Source organism: Larkinella insperata, assembly GCF_026248825.1.
Classification (GTDB): domain Bacteria; phylum Bacteroidota; class Bacteroidia; order Cytophagales; family Spirosomataceae; genus Larkinella; species Larkinella insperata.
The window spans coordinates 161,548-183,779 of the sequence record NZ_CP110973.1 but is presented as its reverse complement, the minus strand read 5'-3'; the positions used below and the strand labels follow the sequence as shown (position 1 = coordinate 183,779).

Here is a 22,232-nt window from a genome sequence, read left to right as displayed (position 1 = left end):
TTCCTTATTTAATTGCAAAGCCGATTGAAACCTGACCAACGGCATTTTTTGCATTTCCCATCACCAGACGCGCTGCCCCATCTTTCGCTACCGGTTGTAAGCCTTGCCCATAACGCAGACCCAGCAGAACCGTTCCAAAGTAAATATTCAGACCACCGGCCAGACCGTAATCGAGTTTATTGAAATTATCCCGATTGATGTTGCGGTAATCCGAACCGAGATCCCCCTCAGAAGCAACCTTTGAACTAACCAGATACGAAGCGTACGGACCGACTTGCAGGTCAACTGCATTGCCCAGTTTAAACGTAGCCAGAACGGGTAGCTCCACATAATTTAAATTAAATTTGTTTCGACCGCTTGCACCGAAAAGGTTGTAATCGGCCGAGACGCCTTTCATACTATATTGTAATTCAGGTTGAATAGCAAAAAAGTTGCTTACTGGTATTTGCGTAAAAACACCGACGTGAAAGCCGATACGTTCGTTACGATCCTCTACATTATCGAGATATAATGTGCTAGCATTTAAACCGCCTTTAATTCCGGTGCGGGGTGTCGTCTGGGCAGCAGCATCTAAAACGGTTAAACTGCTGATCAGTGCAGAAGAAAACAACAGATTGACAAACAACTTTTTCATGTACTGATTGGATTATGGTTTACTTTCCCCTTCCAGATAAATTTGTGCCAAGCTATAACTTATCATAAAAGGCCGCGCTTAACCTTCTTATATTCAATGTGTTGTCTTTTATTTTGGTTGGCTATCTAACAAAGGTGTCTAAAAAAAACTTTCTATAATGTGGAAGATAATTCTCAAACTGTAGAAGATAATGAGTAAGATTATGGGAATTTACAAAATGCTCAATCAAGAAATTATCTGCTTTTCCGCTGAAATCATAAGGAAATATCCGTTGTGAGATAAATGGAACTGTACTTGTATTATTCACAGGAGTAAATCGACAAATCTATATATAAGAATGATGAGCAAGCAACCAACAATCAGTATATTGATCGCGGACGACGACGCTGATGATCGTATGTTGATCGAACAGGCTTTTCGCGAAAATAATCTGACTGCAAAGCTATATTTTGTAGAGGATGGAGAAGAGTTGATTGACTTTCTGCTGCAACGGGATCCCTATGGATCGGTTACGCGGCCCAGCCTGATTATTCTGGACTTGAACATGCCCCGGAAAAACGGCATTCAGGCCTTGCGTGAAATCAAGGCCAACGAACAATTGCGACAAATTCCTATCGTTGTATTAACAACGTCGACGGCCGAAGAAGATATCCTGCGCACCTATGATCTGGGCGTAAGTTCTTATATTTCGAAGCCATTTGATTACAGCACGTTGCTTGATATTACGAACACCATAAAAAAATACTGGATTGACACCGTTTCCTTACCTGATGACTCAACCCGATGAACTATCGGAAAAAAACATTCGGGTTTTATTGGTTGAAGACGATGAAGATGATTTTGTCCTGACAAAATCGCTACTATCTACCCGCGACAACGCCAACATCAAGCTTGATTGGGTCAGTGATTTCAATTCGGCGTTGGAACATGTTTACCAGAATACGTACGATGTGTACCTAGTCGATTACCGTCTGGGTGAACGTACGGGTATTGAATTGATTCAGGAGGCCTTTAACACGGGCTTCAAGACGCCCATGATTCTGCTGACCGGGCAGGATGATCTGGAGGTAGACTATTCGGCGCTGAAACTGGGTGCTGCCGATTACCTGGTGAAAGGCCGGATCGACGCTCAGTTGCTCGGACGAAGTATTCGCTATGCCATGCGGCAGGCGCATACCGTAGGGGAGCTGGCCGAAAAAGAAAACCGGTATCGTTCGCTGTTTGAACGGTCGATTGATGCCATCTTTATTACGGACCGCAATTTTGAGTTTCAGGAAATAAACCCGTCGATGGTCAATCTGACGGGTTACACCAGCGAAGAATTGCGTTCGATGAGTGTGCGGGATCTGTTCGATAAGCCAGAGGTCTATGATCTGCTGCGGCAGCAAATCGATGGTCCGGTGCATGTGAAGGATACGGAAGTCGTGCTGGTTAGCAAAGACCAGAAAAAAATTGACTGCCTGCTCTCGGTTGTGGCGATTCCGGACAAAGCCGGGGTAACCAACTGGTTTCAAACCATCGTTCGGGATGTAACCCAGCAAAAGAAAGCGCAACGGGATCTGCTGATTGCTGAGAAGCTGAGCATGACGGGTCAGATTGCCCGGAGCATTGCGCACGAAGTCCGCAATCCGCTCACTAACCTGCACCTAGCGCTGGAGCAACTTCGCGAGGAGTTGCCACCCGAAGATCCGGGTTTATCCCTCTATATCAACATCATTCGTCGGAATGCGGAGCGCATCGGCCAGTTGATCACCGAAATGCTCAACTCATCGAAACCGAGAGACCTGGAATTAACCCCGTATAGCCTTAATGAAGCGGTAAAAGAAACCCTGCACCTGGTTCACGACCGGCTCCAGCTAAAGGGTATGAAGCTCATTACCGATTTCACGACCGATGATAGTGAGGTGCGGCTCGACAAGGAACAGTTCAAAACAGCTCTGCTTAACATTTTGATCAATGCCGTAGAAGCTATGAAGGAGATGACTGGCGTTCTGACTGTAAAGACCATTTCGCTGGGCGATCGGGCTATTATGGTTTGTGTCGAGGATAACGGAACTGGTATTTCTGAGCAAAACCGGCAGCGGCTATTTGATCCCTTCTTTACCGGAAAACAGGGAGGTATGGGGCTTGGCCTGACCACCACGCAAAACATCATTAACAGCCACCGAGGCTCCATCGAAGTAGAGAGTCAGGAGGGAATGGGAACCACTTTTAGGTTGATATTTCCTAAATAATCCTGATAAAATAATAAACTATACTCGTGGCCACTGAAAAATCAGTGGCCATTTTTTGTGTAGTAATCTGTGGATTTTGCTACACACTGAGGCCGCTAATTTCTACACGATTACCCGGAAAAAGGTAAAGTTGAAAATAAATATAAAAAATGTGTCACCATTATAAGACTGATTATCAATTAGGTGTGAGTGGACGTAGTATTCATGAAGTGGGGAATTCAGTATGGCATAATTATCTCAATGAGATAAGCAATATCAAGTGAGAAAGATGATGATGTTCTGGACTCAAACACATTTTCCGGCAGCGATGCGTTCGCTTCCCCCCAGCGTTCGGGCCAAGGCAATTGAAATTGCTAATTCGCTTCAGGGCCAGCATGAGTCGGATCAGAAACAAGTGATTTCGACCAGCATCCAGGAAGCCCGCAGTTGGTCCCGACGACGGTTTATGGAATCTGCCGATACTCAGTTTAGCTAATCCTGTTCAATATCCCAACCCAATAAAGTCGATTCACCATGATCTGGAAGAAAAACATTTACGACACCTTAATAAATTGCGCTTCTACCTGTGACGAATACGCTACTGAGTGTTCCCGTCAGCAGGATATTGAAGATTTGTACCGCTGCATTTTCTTGAGTCTGGACTGTGCTGATCTATGCCGTCAGGTAGCGGTTCTGTATGTTCGGGGATCTGAGAACACGCGGTTACTGGCCCGGACCTGCATTGAAGTGTGCGAAAAGTGCGCCGAAGAGTGCGAGCAACTGAGCGCCGAACGAGCCTGTCAGATTGCTTCAACCTGCCGCCAGTGCATCCGGGCTTGCATGGCCATTCTGGAAATGGGTATTCACCACGACGAAGAAACGGAAACTTCCCGTTCCCTGTTTGTGGCACTTGGTCGTCAGGAAATGCTTTACAACTAATCCGGTATCCGAAATCGGATCTGTAAGTAATTAAAAACGGTGCTGGTCCTTAACCGGCTGGGCCATCGGCCATCGGGAAATTCTGTCAGAAACCACGCCCTCAAGAGCAGCGCGGCAAAAGCGGAAGCAAAACTAGATCGGGAGAAAAACGATATCCAATGCGTATACCTGACTGTGAATTCTTGATGTGGTAAACGTTCTGTAGCTAACTATATAAACTGCGTCAGCTTTCAGAAATAGTTTAACCGGGTGAAGACCTTGGACCGGAAATCGGCACCGTATATAGATACTAGTGGGAAGACAGCCGATTGTTTTAGTGTATACTAAATCCAATCGGCTGTTTATTTTTAGTTTAATCATCAGTAACCATGGAAACCAAAGAACAACAGAATAAGGAAATGGCGAAAGTAAGTGAACTGATCGAAGATATTCGAATTGGGATGCTTACCACCCAGGACGGAAGCGGAAACCTCGTCAGCCGACCGATGGCGGTCATGCAGCTTGATGAAAATGGCGACCTGTGGTTTTTCACTAAAGAAAACTCTCCAAAAACCGATCAGATCAGCGAGAACTATAAAGTAAACGTGGCGTTTGCCGACGTTGCTGACGCTTCATATGTGTCCGTGAGTGGTACGGCCCAGGAACTTCATGATCGGGCCAAAATTGAGGAGTTGTGGTCGCCGATGGCTAAACCGTGGTTTCCCGAAGGCAAGGATGACCCGCAACTGGCAATCCTGAAAGTACACATCGAAACCGCTGAATACTGGGACTCAACATCCAGTCGGATGGTACGGCTTTTTGAAATGGCCCGGGCCGCTCTGACGGGTGACACCTACAAGGAAGGCGAAAACAAAATAGTGGAAAACCGGTAGTCATTATCGTCTAATATAGAAAAATGCCGACCTCTTCAGGTCGGCATTTTTGCTAATAAACAGGTCAACAAATATATGATTGTCAGAAGTACAGATTTTGGCTGGGAATTGATTCATCAACAGGCCCACGGTTTGCTGGCGGTCAAAATTGCCACCCACTGGAGTGCAGAAAAACGAACCGACCGTTGGGTTGAGACGCTCGTGGCCTTAACGGAACACGATGATGGGCAGGAGCCTTGGGAAGGTAGAAACCACCTGACCGTGGCCGGAGCTCCAAAGGATTTTCTGATTGATGAATACTCCGTTGCGCAAGCCAAGCGGATGGTTGAAATTGCGCTGGAAAAAAGCCGCTGGAATGCCCTGATGGTTTCGATGCACGCAACGTACTTGTATAGTGTGCTGGAAGACCAGAACACCGAACTGGCCGAGTTTCTGGAGGAGCAGCGGCAAAACCAGAAGAAGTGGATTCGGCAAATGGAGCTTTCCGTAAAAGAGGCAAAGTATGCCTACGCCTTCTTACAGTGGTGTGATTCTCTATCTCTTATTTTGTGCCAGGACGATTTGCCGCAGAAGGAGCGACGGCTGGAAATTAGTCCCGGTCCGGATGGGATTATCTACTACGTTTTTCAACGGACGGACCAGACCCTGGGCGTCGATCCATGGCCCTTTGATTCATCCGACTTTACGGTGCAGATCGAAGCACATCAATTGCACCAACTGGGTTTTAAGGACGACCAGGAGCTTTACAAATGCATACAGGAAGCGCCCATCAAAGAGAAAGAGTGGAGATTTCGAAAAGAATAACTAAATGGGGGTGATGAACGATGAATGAATGACTTTGCGTCAACCCGTCATTGTTCATCACCCCCGTTTAAGCGTTTTCTTACATTTTCAGCAGTACCAGCGAGCGGCCTTTGAGTTCGAAAGGTTCCCGTGCGGAAACGTCGTAAGGAACTTTAGCGTCCAGATCGGTATTGATCAGTACCTGCCAGGTGTGCTTGCGGCCCACCTTGGGTAACTTGAACGGTACCGATTCCCAGAAAGCATTGAACAGCAGCAACAGTCGGCCTTCACCAATGGGTTCGCCGTTTTCGTCTTGTTCATCCACTTTGGTTCCGTCAATCATCACTCCCAAACAGCGTGTAATACCGTCGTTCCAGTTTTTCTCATTCATCGGCTTGCCGTCGTTGCGGAGCCAGACGGCTTCTTCGGGGCTATAAAATTTCCGGCGACGCAGGAGCGGAAACTGCTGGCGCAGCTCGGTGAGCTGCCGGGTAAAATCAAATAACGCCTGCTGATCCGCCGACCATTCCCAGTTAAACCAGGCAATCTCATTATCCTGGGCGTAGGCATTGTTGTTTCCCTGTTGGGTACGGCTGCATTCGTCGCCCATAAGCAGCATCGGAGTTCCCTGGCTCAGCAGCAGCGTTGCTAGGAAGTTCCGTTTTTGTTGCTCCCGGGCCCAAATGATTGCTTCATCGTCAGTTGGGCCTTCTACGCCCATGTTCCAGCTCTGGTTGTCATTAGCACCATCCTGGTTGTTTTCGTTGTTGGCTTCGTTGTGCTTGTCATTGTAACTCACCAGGTCGTTGAGGGTAAAACCGTCGTGGGCCGTGATGAGGTTGATGCTGTTGGAGGGCTGTCGTCCGTCGTTGTACAGGTCGGGACTCCCCATGATCCGGGTGGCAACTTCACCCGCCAGGCCTTCATCGCCTTTCCAGAAGCCCCGGATGCAGTCACGGTATTTGCCGTTCCATTCCGACCAGTTGACCGGGAAATTACCGACATGATACGATTGAATATCCCAGGGTTCGGCAATCAGTTTCACCTGCGACAGAACCGGATCCTGCTGGATGGTATCCAGGAACGCCGATAACTGGCCGGCTGCATTCAGGCTATGGGCCAGGGCCGTGGCCAGGTCAAACCGGAAGCCGTCAACGTGCATCTCCGTAACCCAATACCGAAGGCTGTCCATCACCAGTTGCAGAGTTCGGGGATGGCTCATATTGAACGTATTACCCGTTCCGGTATAGTCCATGTAGTACAATTCGTTGCCTTCAACCAGCCAGTAGTAAGCTGGGTTGTCAATACCCCGGAACGAAAGTGTTGGGCCGTTGTGGTTGCCTTCTGCGGTATGGTTATAAACTACATCGAGTACCACTTCAATACCTGCTTTGTGCAGGGCTTTTACCATTTCTTTGAATTCATGGACCGCATAGCCCATTTCACCCTTAGAAGCATATTCACTGTGCGGGGCAAAGTAACCAATGGAGTTGTATCCCCAGTACGTTTCGCTTGTGAATTGATGAACGGGCATCAATTCAACCGTGGTAATGCCCAGCGACTTCAGGTAATTGATTGCTTCGGGGCTACCCAGCCCCGCGTACGTACCACGAATGTTTTCGGGCAAATCGGGGTGCTGTTTCGTGAAACCCTTTACGTGCATTTCGTAAATGATGGTGCGGTTCAGCGGGATGTCCGGCCGTTGATCGTCCTCCCAGTCAAAGCTGGAATCGATAACGATGGATTTGGGTACATACGGCGCACTGTCATCCTCTTGTTGCTTCGAAAACCGGTCTTCATCCTGGTTATCCGGATTAAATCCCAATTGGGCAATATGACTCTCAACAGGGCCACTAATACCTTTGGCGTACGGGTCGAGCAGCAGTTTTTTCGGATTGAACAAAAAACCCCGCCCGGGTTCGAAAGGACCGTCTACCCGATAACCATACAATTGGCCCGGCTTGATCGATTCCAGGTAAATGTGCCAGACGTGTTCGGTACGTTCAATCACCGGAATCTGCTGGGTTTCCTTGGTGGGATCTTCCGCATCGAATAGGCACAGGGTAACGCCCGTGGCGTGTTCACTAAAAAGGGCAAAATTAACACCTTCACCATCCCAGGTCGCACCCAGCGGATAGGGCTTTCCTGGCCGGGAGCGAATATCTTCCGGGTTTTCTACAGTATTTGTAAGTTCCATATGAAATAAATAATAACCAGTTTAACGACAACAATCCGCAGCAATCAAGGGGTTAATAGGACGCATAAACGGTTTTAATTCATTCGTTCCCCGGTTTATCTATTCAACTCGGTAATCATTTGGATTGTTTTGAAAACGCTAAAAAGTAAAAAGCCCCCAATCCAACGGGACCAGGGGCTCTTTCTGCGCATAACGCATGGGTATATACTACACCGAAATCAGACGACGTCGGCCAGCCGTGCCATTGATGCATGGGCTGACTCGATCCGCTCTTTCTGGCGGAGCAACAACTCGCGGGTGCTGGCAATCAGACTCGTATTTTTCAGGATTTCCTGGTAGTCATCCAGCGCCTGACCATCCCCCCGTTTACACTCTTCCACAATTGCTTTGTCGCTGTGGCCGGTAATGGTTGATTTGATATTGATCCAGGCGCGGTGCAGATCGGCGGCCAGACTGGTGGTGGTTTCGGGGTCGCCACCTAGTGTCCGGACTTCGCGGTCGATTTCCATGGCAAATTCACCCCGCTGCCGTGATTGAGCCAGAAAAAGGCTTTTCAGTTCCGTATCCTTAACATTCTCAGCGGCTTCCTGATAGCCCCTTTCTCCATCGCGGGTGCGTGTCAACAGTGTATTCAGGCGATCCAGAATTTCGCCATTGATTTTTCCTACTTCCATAACGTTTTTAAATGTCCAAGTGAAAACCTCATAATCAATAACCCTGAAGCGGGAAGAGTGTTTTCCCGTTCAGTAATTACGTGTTGATATTTCCAATGGTGCCCCGCTCAGCTGCTTTCCGCAGTTTTTCGTTGGCGTAGATAGCAACCTCAACCCGACGGTTTTGCTGACGGCCTGATACCGTGCTGTTATCCGCGACGGGTTGGCTTTCGCCGTAACCTTTTTCAGTTAACCGGCTGCCTTTGATGCCTTGCGACTGAATCAATTTAGCCACGGTTTTAGCCCGGCGTTCCGACAGTTTCTGGTTGTGTTCATCCGACCCGGTGTTATCCGCATGGCCCTCAATTAACACTTCCGTATCTTCGTATTTTTTCAGCGTTTCCGCCAATTTAGCAAGATTGTCGCGGTTGCCGCTTTTCAGGTCAGCCTGATCGACGTCAAACAGAAAATCGGAATCGAAGGTGATTTTAATGCCTTCGCCTACCCGTTCAACCCGCGCGTTTTCCAGACCCCGCCGTAATTCTTCGGCCTGTTTATCCATGCGCCGACCGATCAGAGCGCCACCGGCTCCACCGACGGTTGCCCCTAAAATGGCGCCAATGGCCGTGTTTCCGGATTTGCGGCCGATCAACCCGCCCGCTACAGCACCAGCACCAGCGCCAATGATGGCTCCCCGTTGAGTTTTATTGGTTTTCTCTCTGATTGCTTTACATCCCGTCATTGTTTCGGTCAGCAGTAGACTACCGGCTACAACAAAGGCTACTGTTCGCATCCTGATAAGTCCAAAAGATTGGCTGTGTCTCATCATAACACTAGTTTAATATTGGTTTGTAACCTGTAATCCCAAAAGGTGTACCACTAACTTTTAGTGCTGTATAATCAGATAACTTAAAGTTGATATTCTGTTAATTCTCAGTTAATTGTGGACTATTAGGTGGTATTTTTACCGCTGCAGAATAAATAATTTATCAATGTTCATAGGGGAACCCGATACTGAATTTGTAGAATTATTTCCACAGAAACAGGCCGTATTTGTTAGAATAGTGATATTTAGTTCTGTTAGTTGCTAACTGAGTACTTGTACTTAAAAAATGTTAGTAAATGGTAATCTGGGATTTAAATTTTTTAATTAATATTGCCTTATTTTACTTAACGGTTAATGATCAGGCAATGTTTGGCTTGATTTCTGCACTGGATTAATCGTAATTTGTACTGTTATTCTACGTGTATGTACTCTCGAGATTCAATCATTTCACTTCGATTACGTCGGAGTTTAGCCTTTCCCCGTCTCGCTGAAATGCTGCGGGAAGCAAGGCAGTCCGAATTCAAAACGTTGATGCAGGCCATTGACTGTGCGAATAATCGCTATGTAAAAGGCAGCGACAACTGGATTGTCCGCGGTGACAATGGCGTTTACTGGGTAGTACGGCCCCGCGTGGCGGAATATCTGGTAAATGCTGGGTATGAATTAGCTTTTGGTAGATAGGTAAACACCCCTACAAACAGGAGGGATGAAAATGGGAAAGGATAAGACTTTTTCATTTTCATCCCTTTTGCTTTTAAATTAGCTCCATGAGAAAGAATCATGGGTTGTGGGTGAGCGCTCTCATTAGCTGGCTGATGATGGGCTGTATGGCATCGAATTGTCCCATCAAAAGCTGCCATGTCAAAAAGGAGCATCAGCACGGGGGACGAACCTACCGGGGAACATTCTTTGGAACCATGCACGGCCCGGGCTGGTGGCTATCGAACCGGAAAGGAGGGAAGGGGGCATCGGCTTCCATGGCCAGCGATCGAAAAGGCTCCAAGCGCGAGAAAGGCGACGGCAAAAAGAAAGTTAAAAAGCAGTTCCGCTGGGAAAGAACATAAGGAGTTAGGAATTAGGCGTGAAGAATGAAGAGTTAAATGCGTCAGCCAACTCTTCATTCTTCACGCCTGACTCTTCACTTAATAAACCCGTACGGTATGGCAGCCGCGGGGGACGCTGATTTTGCCGGCCATTTTTTTCAGCGACGGTTTATCGCCTTTGGTTACTTTCCAGAACTCGATGGCGCCGGTCCGATCTCCGTAATCGAGGTATTCCGAGACGGCTACGGCAATGGCGTTACCGCTCTTGTCGAATTCGATGCTCTGCGGCATGATTCCCTCAAACGGATATTCATTGGCCAGATTTAGCTTCCCTTCTTTGTCGAGGGCATAAACGGACAGCGAACTTTTCCCGGCACCCGCGTTACCGAAAGGCTGATACGATTGACCCGCATTGGCGACAATCACCATTGAGCCATCCGGACTGATTGTGAGGGCTTCTCCGCTCTCACCGGCAGCCAATTGCGAGACCACCTTATGCTCGCCGGGCGTGTCTTCGGTGCTGAACTGAACGACGAATAGTTCGCCCTTGCCCGCGCCCTGCGCATTAGCGCTTTTCTTGATATCGGATACGATAAAGAATTTGCCGTCGGGAGAAAATCGTCCGGTTGCCGGCAGACCGCCCACTTTGATGGGCTTGCCGTGCGGTATGATATTAGGCTTTTTGGCGGCATCGAGCGAGTATTTCATCAGGCCCACTTCCTGCGTATCTTCAATGACGTAGGCAATGAAGTCACCGGCCGGACTCCAGACCAGGTCCGTAATCCGGGCGTTCGGTACCGGCGAAGGTGCGGTGATCACGCGTTTAGGGGTACCCGTATTATCAATTTCAACCAGCCGCATTTCTTTGCCCGCATCACCCGACGCAACGGCCAGCGTATTGCCCTGCGGATTGATGGTAATGGCTGTTGGCAGGTTTCCAACGCTCACTACTTTTGCCGAGGGCTTGGCCGGAGCCAGGTCAACAATAAACATCCGGGCTGCTGCGGGCAGGCCTTTCACTCCATCTTTCAGCGTAGACACACTATCTCCCAACGGTCCGCGTCCTTCCAGCACGAAGGCAAACCGTCCGTTCGGTGTTACAACGGCGGCTTTGTCGTAGAGGGCCGATGAGTTGGAAATCGGAGCCGTCACCATGTTCTGCCCGCTGCGGTCGAGCGGGAATTTGATAACCGTCAGAACATCCCGGTTGGTTTTACTTTTATACAAGTTACCGTCAGCCAAAGCTGAAGCGGACATGTCGGCATCCGACAGGGCCACAATTCCTTTGGCGGTAAACTGGATAGGTTCCTGCTGGGCAAAAACGCCCGATGTTAATAAGGTGGCAAGCGCAACCAAACTCTGTTTTTTCATGCTGTTCGTAGAAGGTTAAAGCGTAGAGGTTATACAAATATAAACGAATGCCGCAATTTTCATAAACGAGCCTCCGATTTCGACGCTTCTGAAAATGCCGAAATCGGAGCCCGGAAACCTGTTTTAATACTTCATGATTCCCAATTCTTTTTCCACCGCCGACCGGCCCTGCTTCATCCAGGCGGGTTCCGGGGTGTCTTTCAGATAATAATCGAAGAACTGATACATCCGAACGCTGAGGTCCTTGGCGTTGTGACGCTGGGTCAGGTTGTGATCTTCGCCGTTGTACACCAGCAGCCAGGCCGGTTTGCTGAGCCGGCGCAGGGCGGAGTAAAACTCAATGCTCTGGTACCAGGGCACGGCCCCATCCTGATCGTTGGCCATCAGTAGCAACGGCGTCTGAATGCGGTTGGCATAGAAAAGCGGGGAGCTTTCGATGTAATTCATCGGTTTGTCCCAGAGGGTCCCCCCTATGCGGCTCTGCGTTTTTTCGTACTGAAACATCCGGCTCATGCCCGTACCCCACCGGATACCGCCGTAGGCGCTGGTCATGTTGGCCACGGGGGCACCCGCCATAGCCGCTTTGAACAGGTTGGTTTTAGTAACCAGAAAAGCCGTCTGATAGCCTCCCCAGCTTTGTCCCTGCAACCCGATGCGGTCGCGGTCCACGAATCCTTTTTCAATCAGGCTCAATACCCCCGGCACGATGCAGTCATAGGCGTTTTGTCCCGGCATCCCGGTTGTATACACAATGTCGGGCACAAAAACCAGGTAGCCGTTCGATACGCAGTACGACATGTTGATCGTTGATCGACTGGGCGCCGGGGCCTTGTAATCGTTCAGCGTTTCGGCGTTGCGTTCGTAGTAATACACCAGCATCGGGTATTTTTTCTTCGGGTCGAAATCCTCGGGTTTGTAGAGCAGCCCTTCCAGCCGTACCCCGTTGTTGCCGATCCAGTTGACCAGCTCCACGTTGCCCCAGCGAATGCTGTCCTGCTGCGGATTGATGCGCGTCAGTTGCTGCGGCTTCATGAAGGTCGTGTCGGTCAGGTACAGGTTGATGGGTTCGCGGAAATTGCCCTTGTGGAACGTCAGCGTCGGGGCGTTTTTGGCTTTCGTCAGGCTGGCGAAACGGTAAGCGCCCTGCGTCAGCACCACCGGTTCAGCCGCCGGATCAGCGATTGATTTCCGGAGAATCCCGGTCGATTTGTCTTTTTCCCAGAAACCCGTCAACCAGAGGTCGCCCGTTAGATTGACGTATTTTTCGTCCGGATCAAAATTGACGCGCCGGAGCCGGATGCGGTTTTTACGGCCGTAGCCCGCCGTCAGGTTAACGGCTTTTTCCTGCCCCGTTGGATCAATGCGCCACAGGTCGAAACGGTCGTAAATCAGCACATAGCGGTCATCCTTGGTCCAGCCAGCGGCTCCGTAACTACCCGGCAGGTCGGGGGTGTCGTGTTCTTCGTCAAAAAACCGGGCCGCAATGCCGCGCGTCAGATCAATGCGTTTGCTTTCGGCAATCGACCACGCCCGCCAGAGCGAATCCCGCTCATCGTACCACCAGGCGTATTTTCCGCCCGGCGACAACTGCGCGTACGACACCCGGACGTCGTTGGCAATCCGATTTTTCTGGCCGGTCCGGGCGTTGATCAGGTACAGATCAACTTGTCCGGGGTCCCACATGCTGTTGATCTGGTACGGCAAATTGCTTAATCCCAACCAGTACGGATGATCCGCTTTGGCATCAATCTGAACATTCGGGATTTCCCGGTTGCCCAGTTGCGTAATGCCCCCCGTGGCCAGATCGCAAACCGCCAGAAAACCCCGCTCTTTTTCCTGCTTCAACTGCCGGAGTTGCATGGGCTGAATGATCGGGTCGTTCCAGCTCCAGATATCGACCTTGACCCGTTCTTCGTCCAGTTGCGTGGAGTCTTTGATGGGCTTGGGCGGCAGGATGGAGGTGGCGAAGTAAAGCCGTTTGCCGTCTTCCGAGAAGCTCGGGGTGCGGTATTCGTTGACGTTCCAGCCTTTCGGATAAGCTTTCGTGAGGGTGTCGGCCAGCACAACGGTTTGACCGCTTAAGCCGGAGAACACCACCGGGGCGTTGCGTTTGCGGGATTTCTGAACCGGAGCCGGAATCAGTCGTTTGTAGTACAGCGCATAAGCCCGAACGTCGGCGTCGGCGCTGTCGGCCGTGGCCAGCCAGGCCAGTTGCGAACCGGTTTTGTCGACGGCCAGCCCCTTGTAAAGTTTGCGCTTCGAGCTGGTATCGATGAGCATTTCCTGCTGTTTGCCGGTGTCGAAGGCAAAGACCCCGGCTTTTTTCAGTGTATCGTTGACGGCGTCTTTGGTGTAAAAAATTGTCTGGCCGTTGTCGGAAACCGTCGCGTAGGTTACGTAGCGGAAGGAGTGCGTCAGGCCGGTTTCATGGTTTAAAAGAATCAAATCGTCGCCCTTTGGCTTTTTGGTCGAAACCGACGCCCGGGTTCGGCTGGCTGCTTTGGTTGCCGATGAGTCTTTTTTGACGCCCTTTTCTTCCGGATGTTCCAGCAAGATGGCCGTCCAGTCCCCCTTTTCTTTCGGAACGACGTACGCTTTTACGTTGGCAAAACTGATGCGGTTGCCGGTTTCGAGGTTAAACACCAGCAGGCTGTCTTTGGGCAGTTGATCGGCTTTCACCTTTTTCTTCTTGGCTTCCCGCACCAATCGGTACGGGGCTTTCAGGCGCATAACCAGAAACCGGCTGTCGGGCGTGAATTGCGCCAGATAACCGCGCGGAAATACGTACCGACGAATCAGCTTTCGGGCGTTGAGAGCCGGCGTTGATGCACTAAACGAAGCCGACCGGCGCTCTGGCGGTACATTGGGTCCTCCGGCCTTGGCCTCAACGAGTTGGGCCGTCTGAGACTCCGTATCCGGACTTACCCGGATCAGCTCCAGTTGGCCGTCGCCTTCCTGCGGATCAATCTGGTAATAGAGCCACTGGCCGTTGTTGGAATGTTTTTCGGCGCGTATACTTTGCCAGCGGTCGTAATCGGCGTGGGTCAGCGGACGTTTCTGAGCCTGGGAATTGATAAAGGTTGAAAAGGAAAGAAAAAGGATAAAGCAATTTAAAGCACGTTGACGCATAGGGTAACTGGGTTAACAACTGACTAATTTACAAAATTCGCGTTAGTTTTTGTAGGGTATAATGCGTAGAATGCCGTAAAACATTACATCCCGCATGAAACAGATTATATTGAGTGTCTTTTGGGCGTGCCCGTTGCTGGGCTTTGGTCAGATTAACGCTTCGCTGAAGCGGGAACTGGACAGCATGTACGTACTGGACCAACAATACCGGGCCTACTTTGCGGAGTACCCCAAAAATCGGAAACTGGCTGATAGTCTGATGGCGGCTCTTCAGATCAAGGAAAACCTATCCGGCAAGCTCTGGGAACTCCAGAACCGGATCGATAGTCTTAACCTGATTCGCGTGAAGGACATCATCAAAACGCACGGGTATCCGGGGAGTACGCTGGTCGGTAAACCCACAAACGTTGCCGCCTGGTACGTCATCCAGCACTCGCCGGAGATTTCTGACTATTTCCCACTCATCGAAAAAGCCGGTCAGGCGGGTGAGCTGCCGATGTCGCTGGTGGCTATGATGCAAGACCGTCTGTTGATGGAGCAGCGCAAACCGCAAATCTACGGCACACAGGCCACCTGTTATCCCCTGAAAGCCGATCAAGGCAAGCAGGAATGTTTTATCTGGCCCATCGAAAGCCCGGCCACCGTGAATAAGCGCCGGAAGGAAGCCGGCTTTACGCAAACCGTCGAGGAAAACGCCAAACGGCTGGGAGTAGAATACAAAGCGCTGACTATGGAAGAAATTGAACGGCGCTATCGGTTGGGAAGGTAGTTGGTTGATTGAAAATTCCGAGTCGCGCTTTTAACGTAAAATTAATCCATCTGATTATTTAATAAAAGAACGTTCGTTTATTTTTGATTCGTTATGCGATTACGGGACGAAGCAAAGGAACTGGCCATCCGGGAAAAGGCGATTGAAATGATCGTGCGGGAGGGCTTTGATGGCCTGAGTATGCAGAAACTGGCGAAGGCTGCGGGCGTATCACCGGCTACAATCTATATCTACTTCAAAGACCGCGAAGACCTGATCCGGCAAATTTACTTCGAAGAAATGCAGCTTATGAGTACCGAGACCCTGAAAGGTTTTGACCCGGAGATGCACTTTGAAGAAGGGTTGCGCATTCAATGGGTCAACCGGGTTAAGTATTGTCTGAAATACCCGCTTCGAATGCATTTCATGGAGCAAATGCGGCATTCGCCTTTCCACGAGAAATTCCAGGGCGAGGCAAAGAATCCGTTTTCGGCCGTGATGAAGGTTTTCGTAACAAACGCCATCGAGCGCAAAGAGCTGGTCAAGTTACCGATTGAAGTCTACTGGTCAATCGCTTACGCCCCTATTTACCAACTGATTAAGTTTCATCAGTCGCCAAGCTGGGGGAAGTTTGAGTTGAATGAGAAACTGCTGGATGACACTCTAAGGCTGGTTTTGAAAGCATTGAAGCCCTGATAACACCCTATAACAAATACCCTGAACATGCAAACCGCTGAACCAAAAACCGCTTTTACAACCTACGAAAAAGGCATCATTGGGATGCTGGCTTTCATCCAGTTTACGGTCATTCTGGATTTTATGGTGCTTTCGCCCCTGGGCGCTCAACTGTTGTCTGAACTGAACATCACCACCACGCAGTTCGGGTGGGTGGTCTCGGCCTACGCCTTCAGCGCCGGGACAGCGGGGTTGCTGACGGCTGGATTTGCCGACCGCTACGACCGCAAAAATCTGCTGTTGTTCTTCTACAGCGGTTTCGTTATCGGGACGCTGCTTTGCGGCATTGCCCCCGACTATCCGTTTCTGCTGGTCGCCCGGATCATTACCGGACTTTTCGGCGGGGTTATCGGGTCCATCGCGTTTGCCATTGTTACCGATCTGTTTGCGTGGCAGGTGCGCGGCCGGGTGATGGGCGTTATCCAGACGGCTTTTGCGGCCAGCCAGGTGCTGGGCATTCCGCTGGGCTTGTACCTGGCCAACAACCTGGGCTGGCACGCGCCGTTTCTGCTGATTGTGGGCGTCAGCGTACTGGTCGGCATTGCCATTGCGGTGTACATGAAGCCGGTTAATGCCCACCTGAAAATCAAATCGGACCGCAACCCGTTTCAGCATTTGCTCCACACGGTTTCGCGGCCGAGCTACCTCCGGGGTTTTGCCAGTACGACGCTGCTGGCTACGGGCGGCTTTATGATGATGCCGTTCGGAAGCGCCTTTGCCATTTATAATCTTGGAATTTCGCAGGCTGATCTGCCGCTGATTTACATGGTCACCGGGGTTTCTGCCATCATCATCGGACCGTTGGCGGGCAAACTCAGCGACAAAATTGGCAAGTTCCCGCTGTTTCTCTACGCTTCCATCTGGGGTATGCTCGTAACCATTGCGTATTGCAATCTCGGGGTCACACCGCTCTGGCAGATCATGGCCATAAACGTGTTGCTATTTGCCGGTATTTCGGCCCGGATGGTGTCGTCGGGAGCACTAGTTTCGGCGGTTCCGGACCCACAGGACCGGGGGGCCTACATGGGCATCAATTCGTCGGTACAACAGATTTCGGGCGGGGTGGCCTCCGTGGTGGCCAGCCTGATTGTGGTGCAGTCGGCCAGCGGGAAACTGGAGGGGTATGACTGGTTGGGGTACATCGTCGCGGCTACCATGCTGGTCACAATCCTGATGATGTACAGCATCAATCAATACGTCGTTAGAAAACAGGCGGCTGAGGCCGCGAAAGAAGCCTCAGGAACGGGCGGTCAGACGGTGCCAACGCGCTAAACCGTGACCAGTTCGGCGACGCCCACGCAGTAATCCGCAGCTCCGTAGTAAACCAGAATCCGGCCATCCGGCATTTTGACCCAGCCGTTGGAGAAAACGACGTTGGGGAAAAAACCGACCCGTTCCCATTCCAGCTCCGGTTCCAGAAGCGGAACGGTTGAGCGGTCGAGAACGCGGCTCGGATCGTCGCGGTCGAGCAGGGCCAGCGCCAGCGAATACTCGTGACCGACGCTCGCGCCGTGGTAGCAGACCAGCCAGCCTTCGTCCGTCAGAATGGGTTCGGGTCCGGCGCCAATTTTCAGGTACTCCCACTCCGAACCGGCGGCTCCGAACACAAACTGGTTGTCGCCCCAGTGAATACCGTCGGGCGAGCGGGCCAGCCAGACCGACGGCTTTCCAATGTCGCTAACCATTGGCCGGTGGAGCATGTAATAATAACCGTTGATTTTCTGCGGAAACAAACTGGCGTCTTTGTTGGGGGGCGGAATAATCATGCCTTTCCGTTCCAGCGTCACAAAATCCGTTGTAACGGCCAGCCCCACACCCGGACCGTTTTCCGAAACCGCCGTGTAGGTAATCCAGTATTTCCCATCCAGGAGAGTAATCCGGGCATCTTCGACGCCAAATGACTCATCCGTGCGCTCCGGAAAGACAAACGGTTTTTCGTCGACCGTGAAGTTGATACCGTCTTTGCTCCGGGCCAGCCGCAGGTGGCTCAACGATGTTAGATAAGCCTGGTTGTCGATCTGAAGAACCCGCGGGTCATAATCTCCTTCCGGTTCGGAAAAGCTTTTAATGATCAACTGAAACTGGCCATCCTGGGCCTGCACAACCGGCACATGAATCTTACCCGGCTGCGCTTCCACGGCTTCGGCTACCCGCAGCAGCAGCAGCACTTCGTCGCCAAACCAGCAGGCTGCGGGGTTGAAGGCGCCCATCACCTGAAACTGCGGATGCGAGGGCTTGACATCAGCGGCTGTAAGAATGGGCTGGTCGGACAGTCGGCGGAGCTGGTAATTCTTCATGGTTAATGGGAGGCTGTCAGGTAAACCTTCGGCTGACTTTTCTGGGGTTTGTTCGAGTGGGCGTATGCGTTGAGGATATTGACGATGATTTCGGTCATGTACTCCCGCTTGTTGAATACAATATCGTGGCGGTTTTCGGGCAACAGAAACTCCTTTGAATCAGCGTTGACCAGATGCGAGCGGGCAAAAGACACGTTCGTGGGATAGACCAGGTCGTCACGCTGGCCGTGCAGAAACGTCACGGCGGCTTTGATTTTGTGCCAGTCGGGCAGGATCTCGGTCAGCGCCTTGCGGTGGGCCAGCTTTTCGTCGTTGGCCAGCATCAACAAAGGCGGCATGAGCCAGCGCAGGGGTGGTTTATCGATAAAATAGCTGATGGGGTAAGTCCGTTCCAGCCCCGGCCCCAGAGCCGAAGAGACAAAAACCACGTGATCGATCAGGTCCGGGTTATTCATAGCCAGCCGGGCCGAAACCGAGCCGCCGTAGGAGGACCCCACAATCATGAAGAAAGCCGCTTTCCGGTACCGATCAATCAGGGGTTGCAAAAGCTTGGCCTGTTTGATGATCGACGTTTCAACCCGGCCAAAATCCGAGTACCCGTAGCCCGGCCGGTCAACCGCCACCAGGTGGGCGCGGTTGAGCAAGGTTGTGTCCTTGAAAAAGTTACTGAAAAAAGAAGACGAACTCGGGGCACCGTGCACAAACAACACGACCGGGAGTGTATCCTGACCGGCTTCTTCGGTCTCCATGTAGCGGATGGTGCGGCCGTTTACCGTATACCGGTGAACGACGGGATGAACCGGGGCATCGCGAAAATCTTCGGCAATTTCGGCGTCACTATCTCGCGAATCGACCCAGTGAGCCGCCGTGAGCAGACCCGCAAACAGAACAGCAAGAATGATAAAAGCCCAACGTAGGACACGCAAAAACAACTTCATACTCTTATAACGCCTGACCCCGTACGGAGGTTTCCGCCGGCTTGTTAAACTCTGCAATCAGGCACATAACCGTTCCGGGTGGTCTAGTGTTCAGGCGAAACCGTGGATAGACGGATAAACATTCTAACAAAGCCGTGGTTACGCAATAAAGACATTACAAACTCATGGATACGAATCGACCGGAACGAATTGACGAAAGCGGACACCAGGATGCCATTGGACTGGAAACCAAACCGGAGCTGATGGATCCGGCGGATAACCCGCAGGAAGACACAACCGATACGCTCGAACCCGACAAAGGAACCGATGCGGACGATACGGAGCCGGGAACCAATATTTCCATTGGAAATCGGGGCTAACGCACACCCATTTATAAACTTAGAAGGCAGTTCCCAACTGCCTTTTTGTGTTTTTTAGATGAAGCGGTAGGATTAAATGGGTACTTTACTAAATTCGCCGGATGCGCTGTTTTCTTTTGTTTCAGGAAGAATATCTTTGGTTGTAAAACGAGATCCTATAACCCGAAATGAAAGACAACCAAACCCGCAGAAGGTTCATTAAATCGTCATTACTGACCAGTACCGTCCCTTTTTTGCCGTCCTTAACGGAGGTTGATGCAGGCGCCGAAAGCCATCCCAATCCGATGCCACCTAAAACGATCGCCGACAAAAAGAGCATCATTGGAGCATACGGCCCCTGGGCGGCTTCGCTTCATGGCCAGCCTTCTCTTTCCTTCCGAAACCCCCGGTGGAAACGCGAACAATTGGCTAGCTGGAAAAAGGAAGCCGTCAGCAAAACCCGGGAATACTTGTCCGCTCCTCCTCAACCGCCTACCCCCAAGGTGCAGATCGACCGAACATTCGAATACGACGGGTTGATCATCGAAGAACTCACCTGGCAACTCCCGTACGGAAGCCCGGCAAAAGCCGTGGTGCTAAAACCAAAAGAGGCCAAAGGACCTCTGCCCGCTATATTGGCGCTCCACGACCACGCGGGTAAGAAATATTTCGGATACCGGAAAATTGTCAAAACCGGGGATGATCAGCATCCGCTGCTCACCGAGCATCAGCTTGTCGATTATGAAGGCAGGGCCTGGGCCAATGAAATTGCCAAAAGGGGTTATGTCGTCATGGTGAACGACGCATTTGCGTTTGGGAGCCGACGGGTTCTGTATGAGGACACCGCAGGACTACCGAATGGCCCATTGAGCACCAAGGACAAGTCGGACGCGGACCCGGAGAAAGCGGAGAACATCGAAGTTTATAATCAATGGTCTTCTGATCACGAACACGTCATGTCCAAGTCGCTGTTCTGCGCCGGAACCACGTGGCCGGGCGTTTTTCTGTCCGAAGATCAGGTTGCGCTGTCGATTCTGTGCGCCAGAAAAGATGTCGATCCGCAGCGGGTGGGTTGCGGGGGCTTGTCGGGTGGCGGACTGCGAACCGTTTACTTGGCGGGTCTGGATTCGCGCATCAAATGTTGCGTCTGCGTTGGCTTTATGACGACCTGGGATGACTTTTTGCTCAACAAATCGTATACCCACACCTGGATGACGTATGTGCCGGTATTGCCCAAATACCTTGAGTTTCCGGAAATTCTGGGGCTGCGCGTACCCCTTCCGACAATGGTTCAAAACAACAACCAGGATGAATTGTATACGTTGCCGGAAATGAAGGCCGCTGATCAAATTTTAAAAGAAGTCTTTGAGAAAGCGGGCGCGCGGGATCGGTACGCGGGACGGTATTATGACGGCGACCACAAGTTCGACAAAGCCATGCAGCTCGATGCGTTCGACTGGTTTGACCGCTGGCTGAAATAAAAGCCAGCCAGGCTGTTGCCTGTCAATGAGCCGCTTTCGTCCTGAAACCTCAGCTACGACAGGGACGCTTTGTTTTTTCGGGAGCGTTTGGCCAGGCTGACCAACAATTCGGTAAAGACTGACCAGTTTGCGGGTTGCCAGCGAAAGAAAAAGGAGTAGGTGCGTTGAACCGGAACCTTGATTTGGGCGAGAGTCTGGGTTACCAGAACTTGTTGTTCAGATGTGGGCATCTGCCGGTCGCGCACCTGCAACGCAGACACGACTGTACGCGCTAGTTTCAAATCGGCCACCCGTTCGGGGTTCGAGATACGCCAGCAGTGCCAGAAGGCATCGCTTTCCGACGTGGGTTTCAACACCCATTTTCGAAACGATTCGTTCCAGAGCAGTTTCTCAATATTCGGCGGAGTAGGTTGGGCTGAAAAAACCACTTTCCACTGCGATTTTACCTGCCGGATGGCGGTTTGTAACAACTCGGAAACCGCCGGGGAGGAAAGGCTGGCGACTTCCGCAATCTGATCGCAGTTTAACTCCTGAAAGTATTTCAGATAGACAACTTCCTGCTGGCGTTGGGACAGTTGTTCAATCAGTTGCCGCAAGGTGTCGACTACCGTACGCGCCGGTTCGTCTTCGGTTAAGCCAGCTTCCAGGGTAAATTCAACGGAAAAGTGCGCGGGATCAGCCAACGATTGCAAAGCGCCTTGTCTGGCTATAAGGGAACGCTGGATTTTTCGCCGGAGCAATCCAAACAAATAAGTTTTAATGCCAGCCGTTGCGGTCAAACTTTCCCGGCCGTCCCAGATATCCAGAAACAATTCCTGAACGCAATTTTTTACAAGCTCGGCATCCGGGACATGCTTACTGCCAAACGAAAAAAGTAACTGACTGTATCCGTTGATCAAGGCTTTGAACGCCAATATATTGCCTTTTTGAAGCCGGCGCCACCAATACAACTCTCTCGAAAAGTCCGGAATAATAGTTACTTCTTTCACAACGTGCATGTACTTAAAGGTTATCTACTGACCTTCTCTGGTCAAA

The 22,232-nt window shown here is 51.0% G+C and carries 21 protein-coding genes; 12 read left to right on the top strand and 9 right to left on the bottom strand.

What is annotated here, in order from left to right; translation table 11 throughout:
* Nucleotides 1-4: 4 nt before the first annotated feature.
* Nucleotides 5-634 carry a porin family protein gene (locus OQ371_RS00590; RefSeq protein WP_265991650.1) on the bottom strand — a complete coding sequence of 210 codons (630 nt, stop codon included), beginning with the start codon at nucleotides 632-634 and terminating at the stop codon, nucleotides 5-7.
* Between the two features lie 337 nt (nucleotides 635-971).
* On the opposite strand from OQ371_RS00590, the gene OQ371_RS00585 reads away from it, so the two are divergent.
* From OQ371_RS00585 to OQ371_RS00560, 6 genes are all read left to right on the top strand, one after another.
* Nucleotides 972-1,421: a response regulator gene (locus OQ371_RS00585; RefSeq protein WP_265991648.1), complete on the top strand. Its 450-nt coding sequence runs from the start codon at nucleotides 972-974 to the stop codon at nucleotides 1,419-1,421.
* Complete coding sequence (locus OQ371_RS00580) at nucleotides 1,405-2,868, top strand: hybrid sensor histidine kinase/response regulator (RefSeq protein WP_265991646.1); 1,464 nt, start codon at nucleotides 1,405-1,407, stop codon at nucleotides 2,866-2,868. Before OQ371_RS00585 ends, OQ371_RS00580 begins: the two co-directional genes overlap by 17 nt.
* 307 nt (nucleotides 2,869-3,175) lie before the next feature.
* Nucleotides 3,176-3,343 (top strand): DUF2188 domain-containing protein, encoded by a 168-nt coding sequence (locus OQ371_RS00575; RefSeq protein WP_265991644.1) that lies wholly within the window; start codon nucleotides 3,176-3,178, stop codon nucleotides 3,341-3,343.
* A 38-nt stretch (nucleotides 3,344-3,381) separates the two neighbouring features.
* Nucleotides 3,382-3,786, top strand: a complete 405-nt coding sequence (locus OQ371_RS00570; RefSeq protein WP_265991642.1) for a four-helix bundle copper-binding protein — start codon at nucleotides 3,382-3,384, stop codon at nucleotides 3,784-3,786.
* Between the two features lie 368 nt (nucleotides 3,787-4,154).
* Nucleotides 4,155-4,658 (top strand): pyridoxamine 5'-phosphate oxidase family protein, encoded by a 504-nt coding sequence (locus OQ371_RS00565; RefSeq protein ID WP_265991641.1) that lies wholly within the window; start codon nucleotides 4,155-4,157, stop codon nucleotides 4,656-4,658.
* 75 nt (nucleotides 4,659-4,733) lie between these two features.
* Entirely contained in the window at nucleotides 4,734-5,462 is a 729-nt protein-coding gene (locus OQ371_RS00560) for a DUF3891 family protein (protein WP_265991640.1), read from the top strand.
* Nucleotides 5,463-5,541: 79 nt separating this feature from the next.
* Here the strand turns inward: OQ371_RS00560 and glgX are convergent, their stop codons facing one another.
* The 3 genes from glgX to OQ371_RS00545 form a co-directional block, all read right to left on the bottom strand.
* Nucleotides 5,542-7,638: a glycogen debranching protein GlgX gene (gene glgX, locus OQ371_RS00555; RefSeq protein ID WP_265991639.1), complete on the bottom strand. Its 2,097-nt coding sequence runs from the start codon at nucleotides 7,636-7,638 to the stop codon at nucleotides 5,542-5,544.
* A 218-nt stretch (nucleotides 7,639-7,856) separates the two neighbouring features.
* The gene (locus tag OQ371_RS00550) at nucleotides 7,857-8,312 is read right to left on the bottom strand and encodes a ferritin-like domain-containing protein (RefSeq protein WP_265991638.1); all 456 of its coding nucleotides are present in this window, start codon (nucleotides 8,310-8,312) and stop codon (nucleotides 7,857-7,859) included.
* Nucleotides 8,313-8,388: 76 nt separating this feature from the next.
* Entirely contained in the window at nucleotides 8,389-9,084 is a 696-nt protein-coding gene (locus tag OQ371_RS00545) for a YiaD family glycine zipper/OmpA-like lipoprotein (RefSeq protein WP_265991637.1), read from the bottom strand.
* Between the two features lie 800 nt (nucleotides 9,085-9,884).
* Between OQ371_RS00545 and OQ371_RS00540 the strand changes: the two genes are divergently transcribed.
* Nucleotides 9,885-10,181, top strand: coding sequence for a hypothetical protein (locus OQ371_RS00540; RefSeq protein ID WP_265991635.1), 297 nt, complete (start codon nucleotides 9,885-9,887; stop codon nucleotides 10,179-10,181).
* A 78-nt stretch (nucleotides 10,182-10,259) separates the two neighbouring features.
* Here OQ371_RS00540 and OQ371_RS00535 read toward each other — a convergent pair whose 3' ends face one another.
* Nucleotides 10,260-11,531, bottom strand: a complete 1,272-nt coding sequence (locus tag OQ371_RS00535; protein ID WP_265991634.1) for a lactonase family protein — start codon at nucleotides 11,529-11,531, stop codon at nucleotides 10,260-10,262.
* 123 nt (nucleotides 11,532-11,654) lie between these two features.
* The gene (locus OQ371_RS00530) at nucleotides 11,655-14,660 is read right to left on the bottom strand and encodes a S9 family peptidase (protein WP_265991633.1); all 3,006 of its coding nucleotides are present in this window, start codon (nucleotides 14,658-14,660) and stop codon (nucleotides 11,655-11,657) included.
* A gap of 94 nt (nucleotides 14,661-14,754) precedes the next feature.
* On the opposite strand from OQ371_RS00530, the gene OQ371_RS00525 reads away from it, so the two are divergent.
* From OQ371_RS00525 to OQ371_RS00515, 3 genes are all read left to right on the top strand, one after another.
* The gene (locus OQ371_RS00525) at nucleotides 14,755-15,429 is read left to right on the top strand and encodes a DUF6624 domain-containing protein (RefSeq protein ID WP_265991632.1); all 675 of its coding nucleotides are present in this window, start codon (nucleotides 14,755-14,757) and stop codon (nucleotides 15,427-15,429) included.
* 93 nt (nucleotides 15,430-15,522) lie between these two features.
* Nucleotides 15,523-16,104: a TetR/AcrR family transcriptional regulator gene (locus tag OQ371_RS00520; protein WP_265991631.1), complete on the top strand. Its 582-nt coding sequence runs from the start codon at nucleotides 15,523-15,525 to the stop codon at nucleotides 16,102-16,104.
* 27 nt (nucleotides 16,105-16,131) lie between these two features.
* Nucleotides 16,132-17,415: an MFS transporter gene (locus OQ371_RS00515; RefSeq protein ID WP_265991630.1), complete on the top strand. Its 1,284-nt coding sequence runs from the start codon at nucleotides 16,132-16,134 to the stop codon at nucleotides 17,413-17,415.
* Here OQ371_RS00515 and OQ371_RS00510 read toward each other — a convergent pair.
* The gene (locus OQ371_RS00510) at nucleotides 17,412-18,440 is read right to left on the bottom strand and encodes a glycoside hydrolase family 130 protein (protein WP_265991629.1); all 1,029 of its coding nucleotides are present in this window, start codon (nucleotides 18,438-18,440) and stop codon (nucleotides 17,412-17,414) included. The genes OQ371_RS00515 and OQ371_RS00510 overlap by 4 nt on opposite strands.
* Nucleotides 18,441-18,442: 2 nt before the next feature.
* Nucleotides 18,443-19,366 (bottom strand): alpha/beta fold hydrolase, encoded by a 924-nt coding sequence (locus OQ371_RS00505; RefSeq protein WP_310586603.1) that lies wholly within the window; start codon nucleotides 19,364-19,366, stop codon nucleotides 18,443-18,445.
* Nucleotides 19,367-19,542: 176 nt separating this feature from the next.
* On the opposite strand from OQ371_RS00505, the gene OQ371_RS00500 reads away from it, so the two are divergent.
* Nucleotides 19,543-19,737 carry a hypothetical protein gene (locus OQ371_RS00500; RefSeq protein ID WP_265991626.1) on the top strand — a complete coding sequence of 65 codons (195 nt, stop codon included), beginning with the start codon at nucleotides 19,543-19,545 and terminating at the stop codon, nucleotides 19,735-19,737.
* A 284-nt stretch (nucleotides 19,738-20,021) separates the two neighbouring features.
* On the top strand, nucleotides 20,022-21,197 hold the full coding sequence (locus tag OQ371_RS00495; RefSeq protein ID WP_265991624.1) for an alpha/beta hydrolase family protein: 1,176 nt from the start codon (nucleotides 20,022-20,024) through the stop codon (nucleotides 21,195-21,197).
* Between the two features lie 53 nt (nucleotides 21,198-21,250).
* Here the strand turns inward: OQ371_RS00495 and OQ371_RS00490 are convergent, their stop codons facing one another.
* Complete coding sequence (locus OQ371_RS00490) at nucleotides 21,251-22,195, bottom strand: RNA polymerase sigma factor (protein ID WP_265991623.1); 945 nt, start codon at nucleotides 22,193-22,195, stop codon at nucleotides 21,251-21,253.
* Nucleotides 22,196-22,232: the final 37 nt, after the last annotated feature.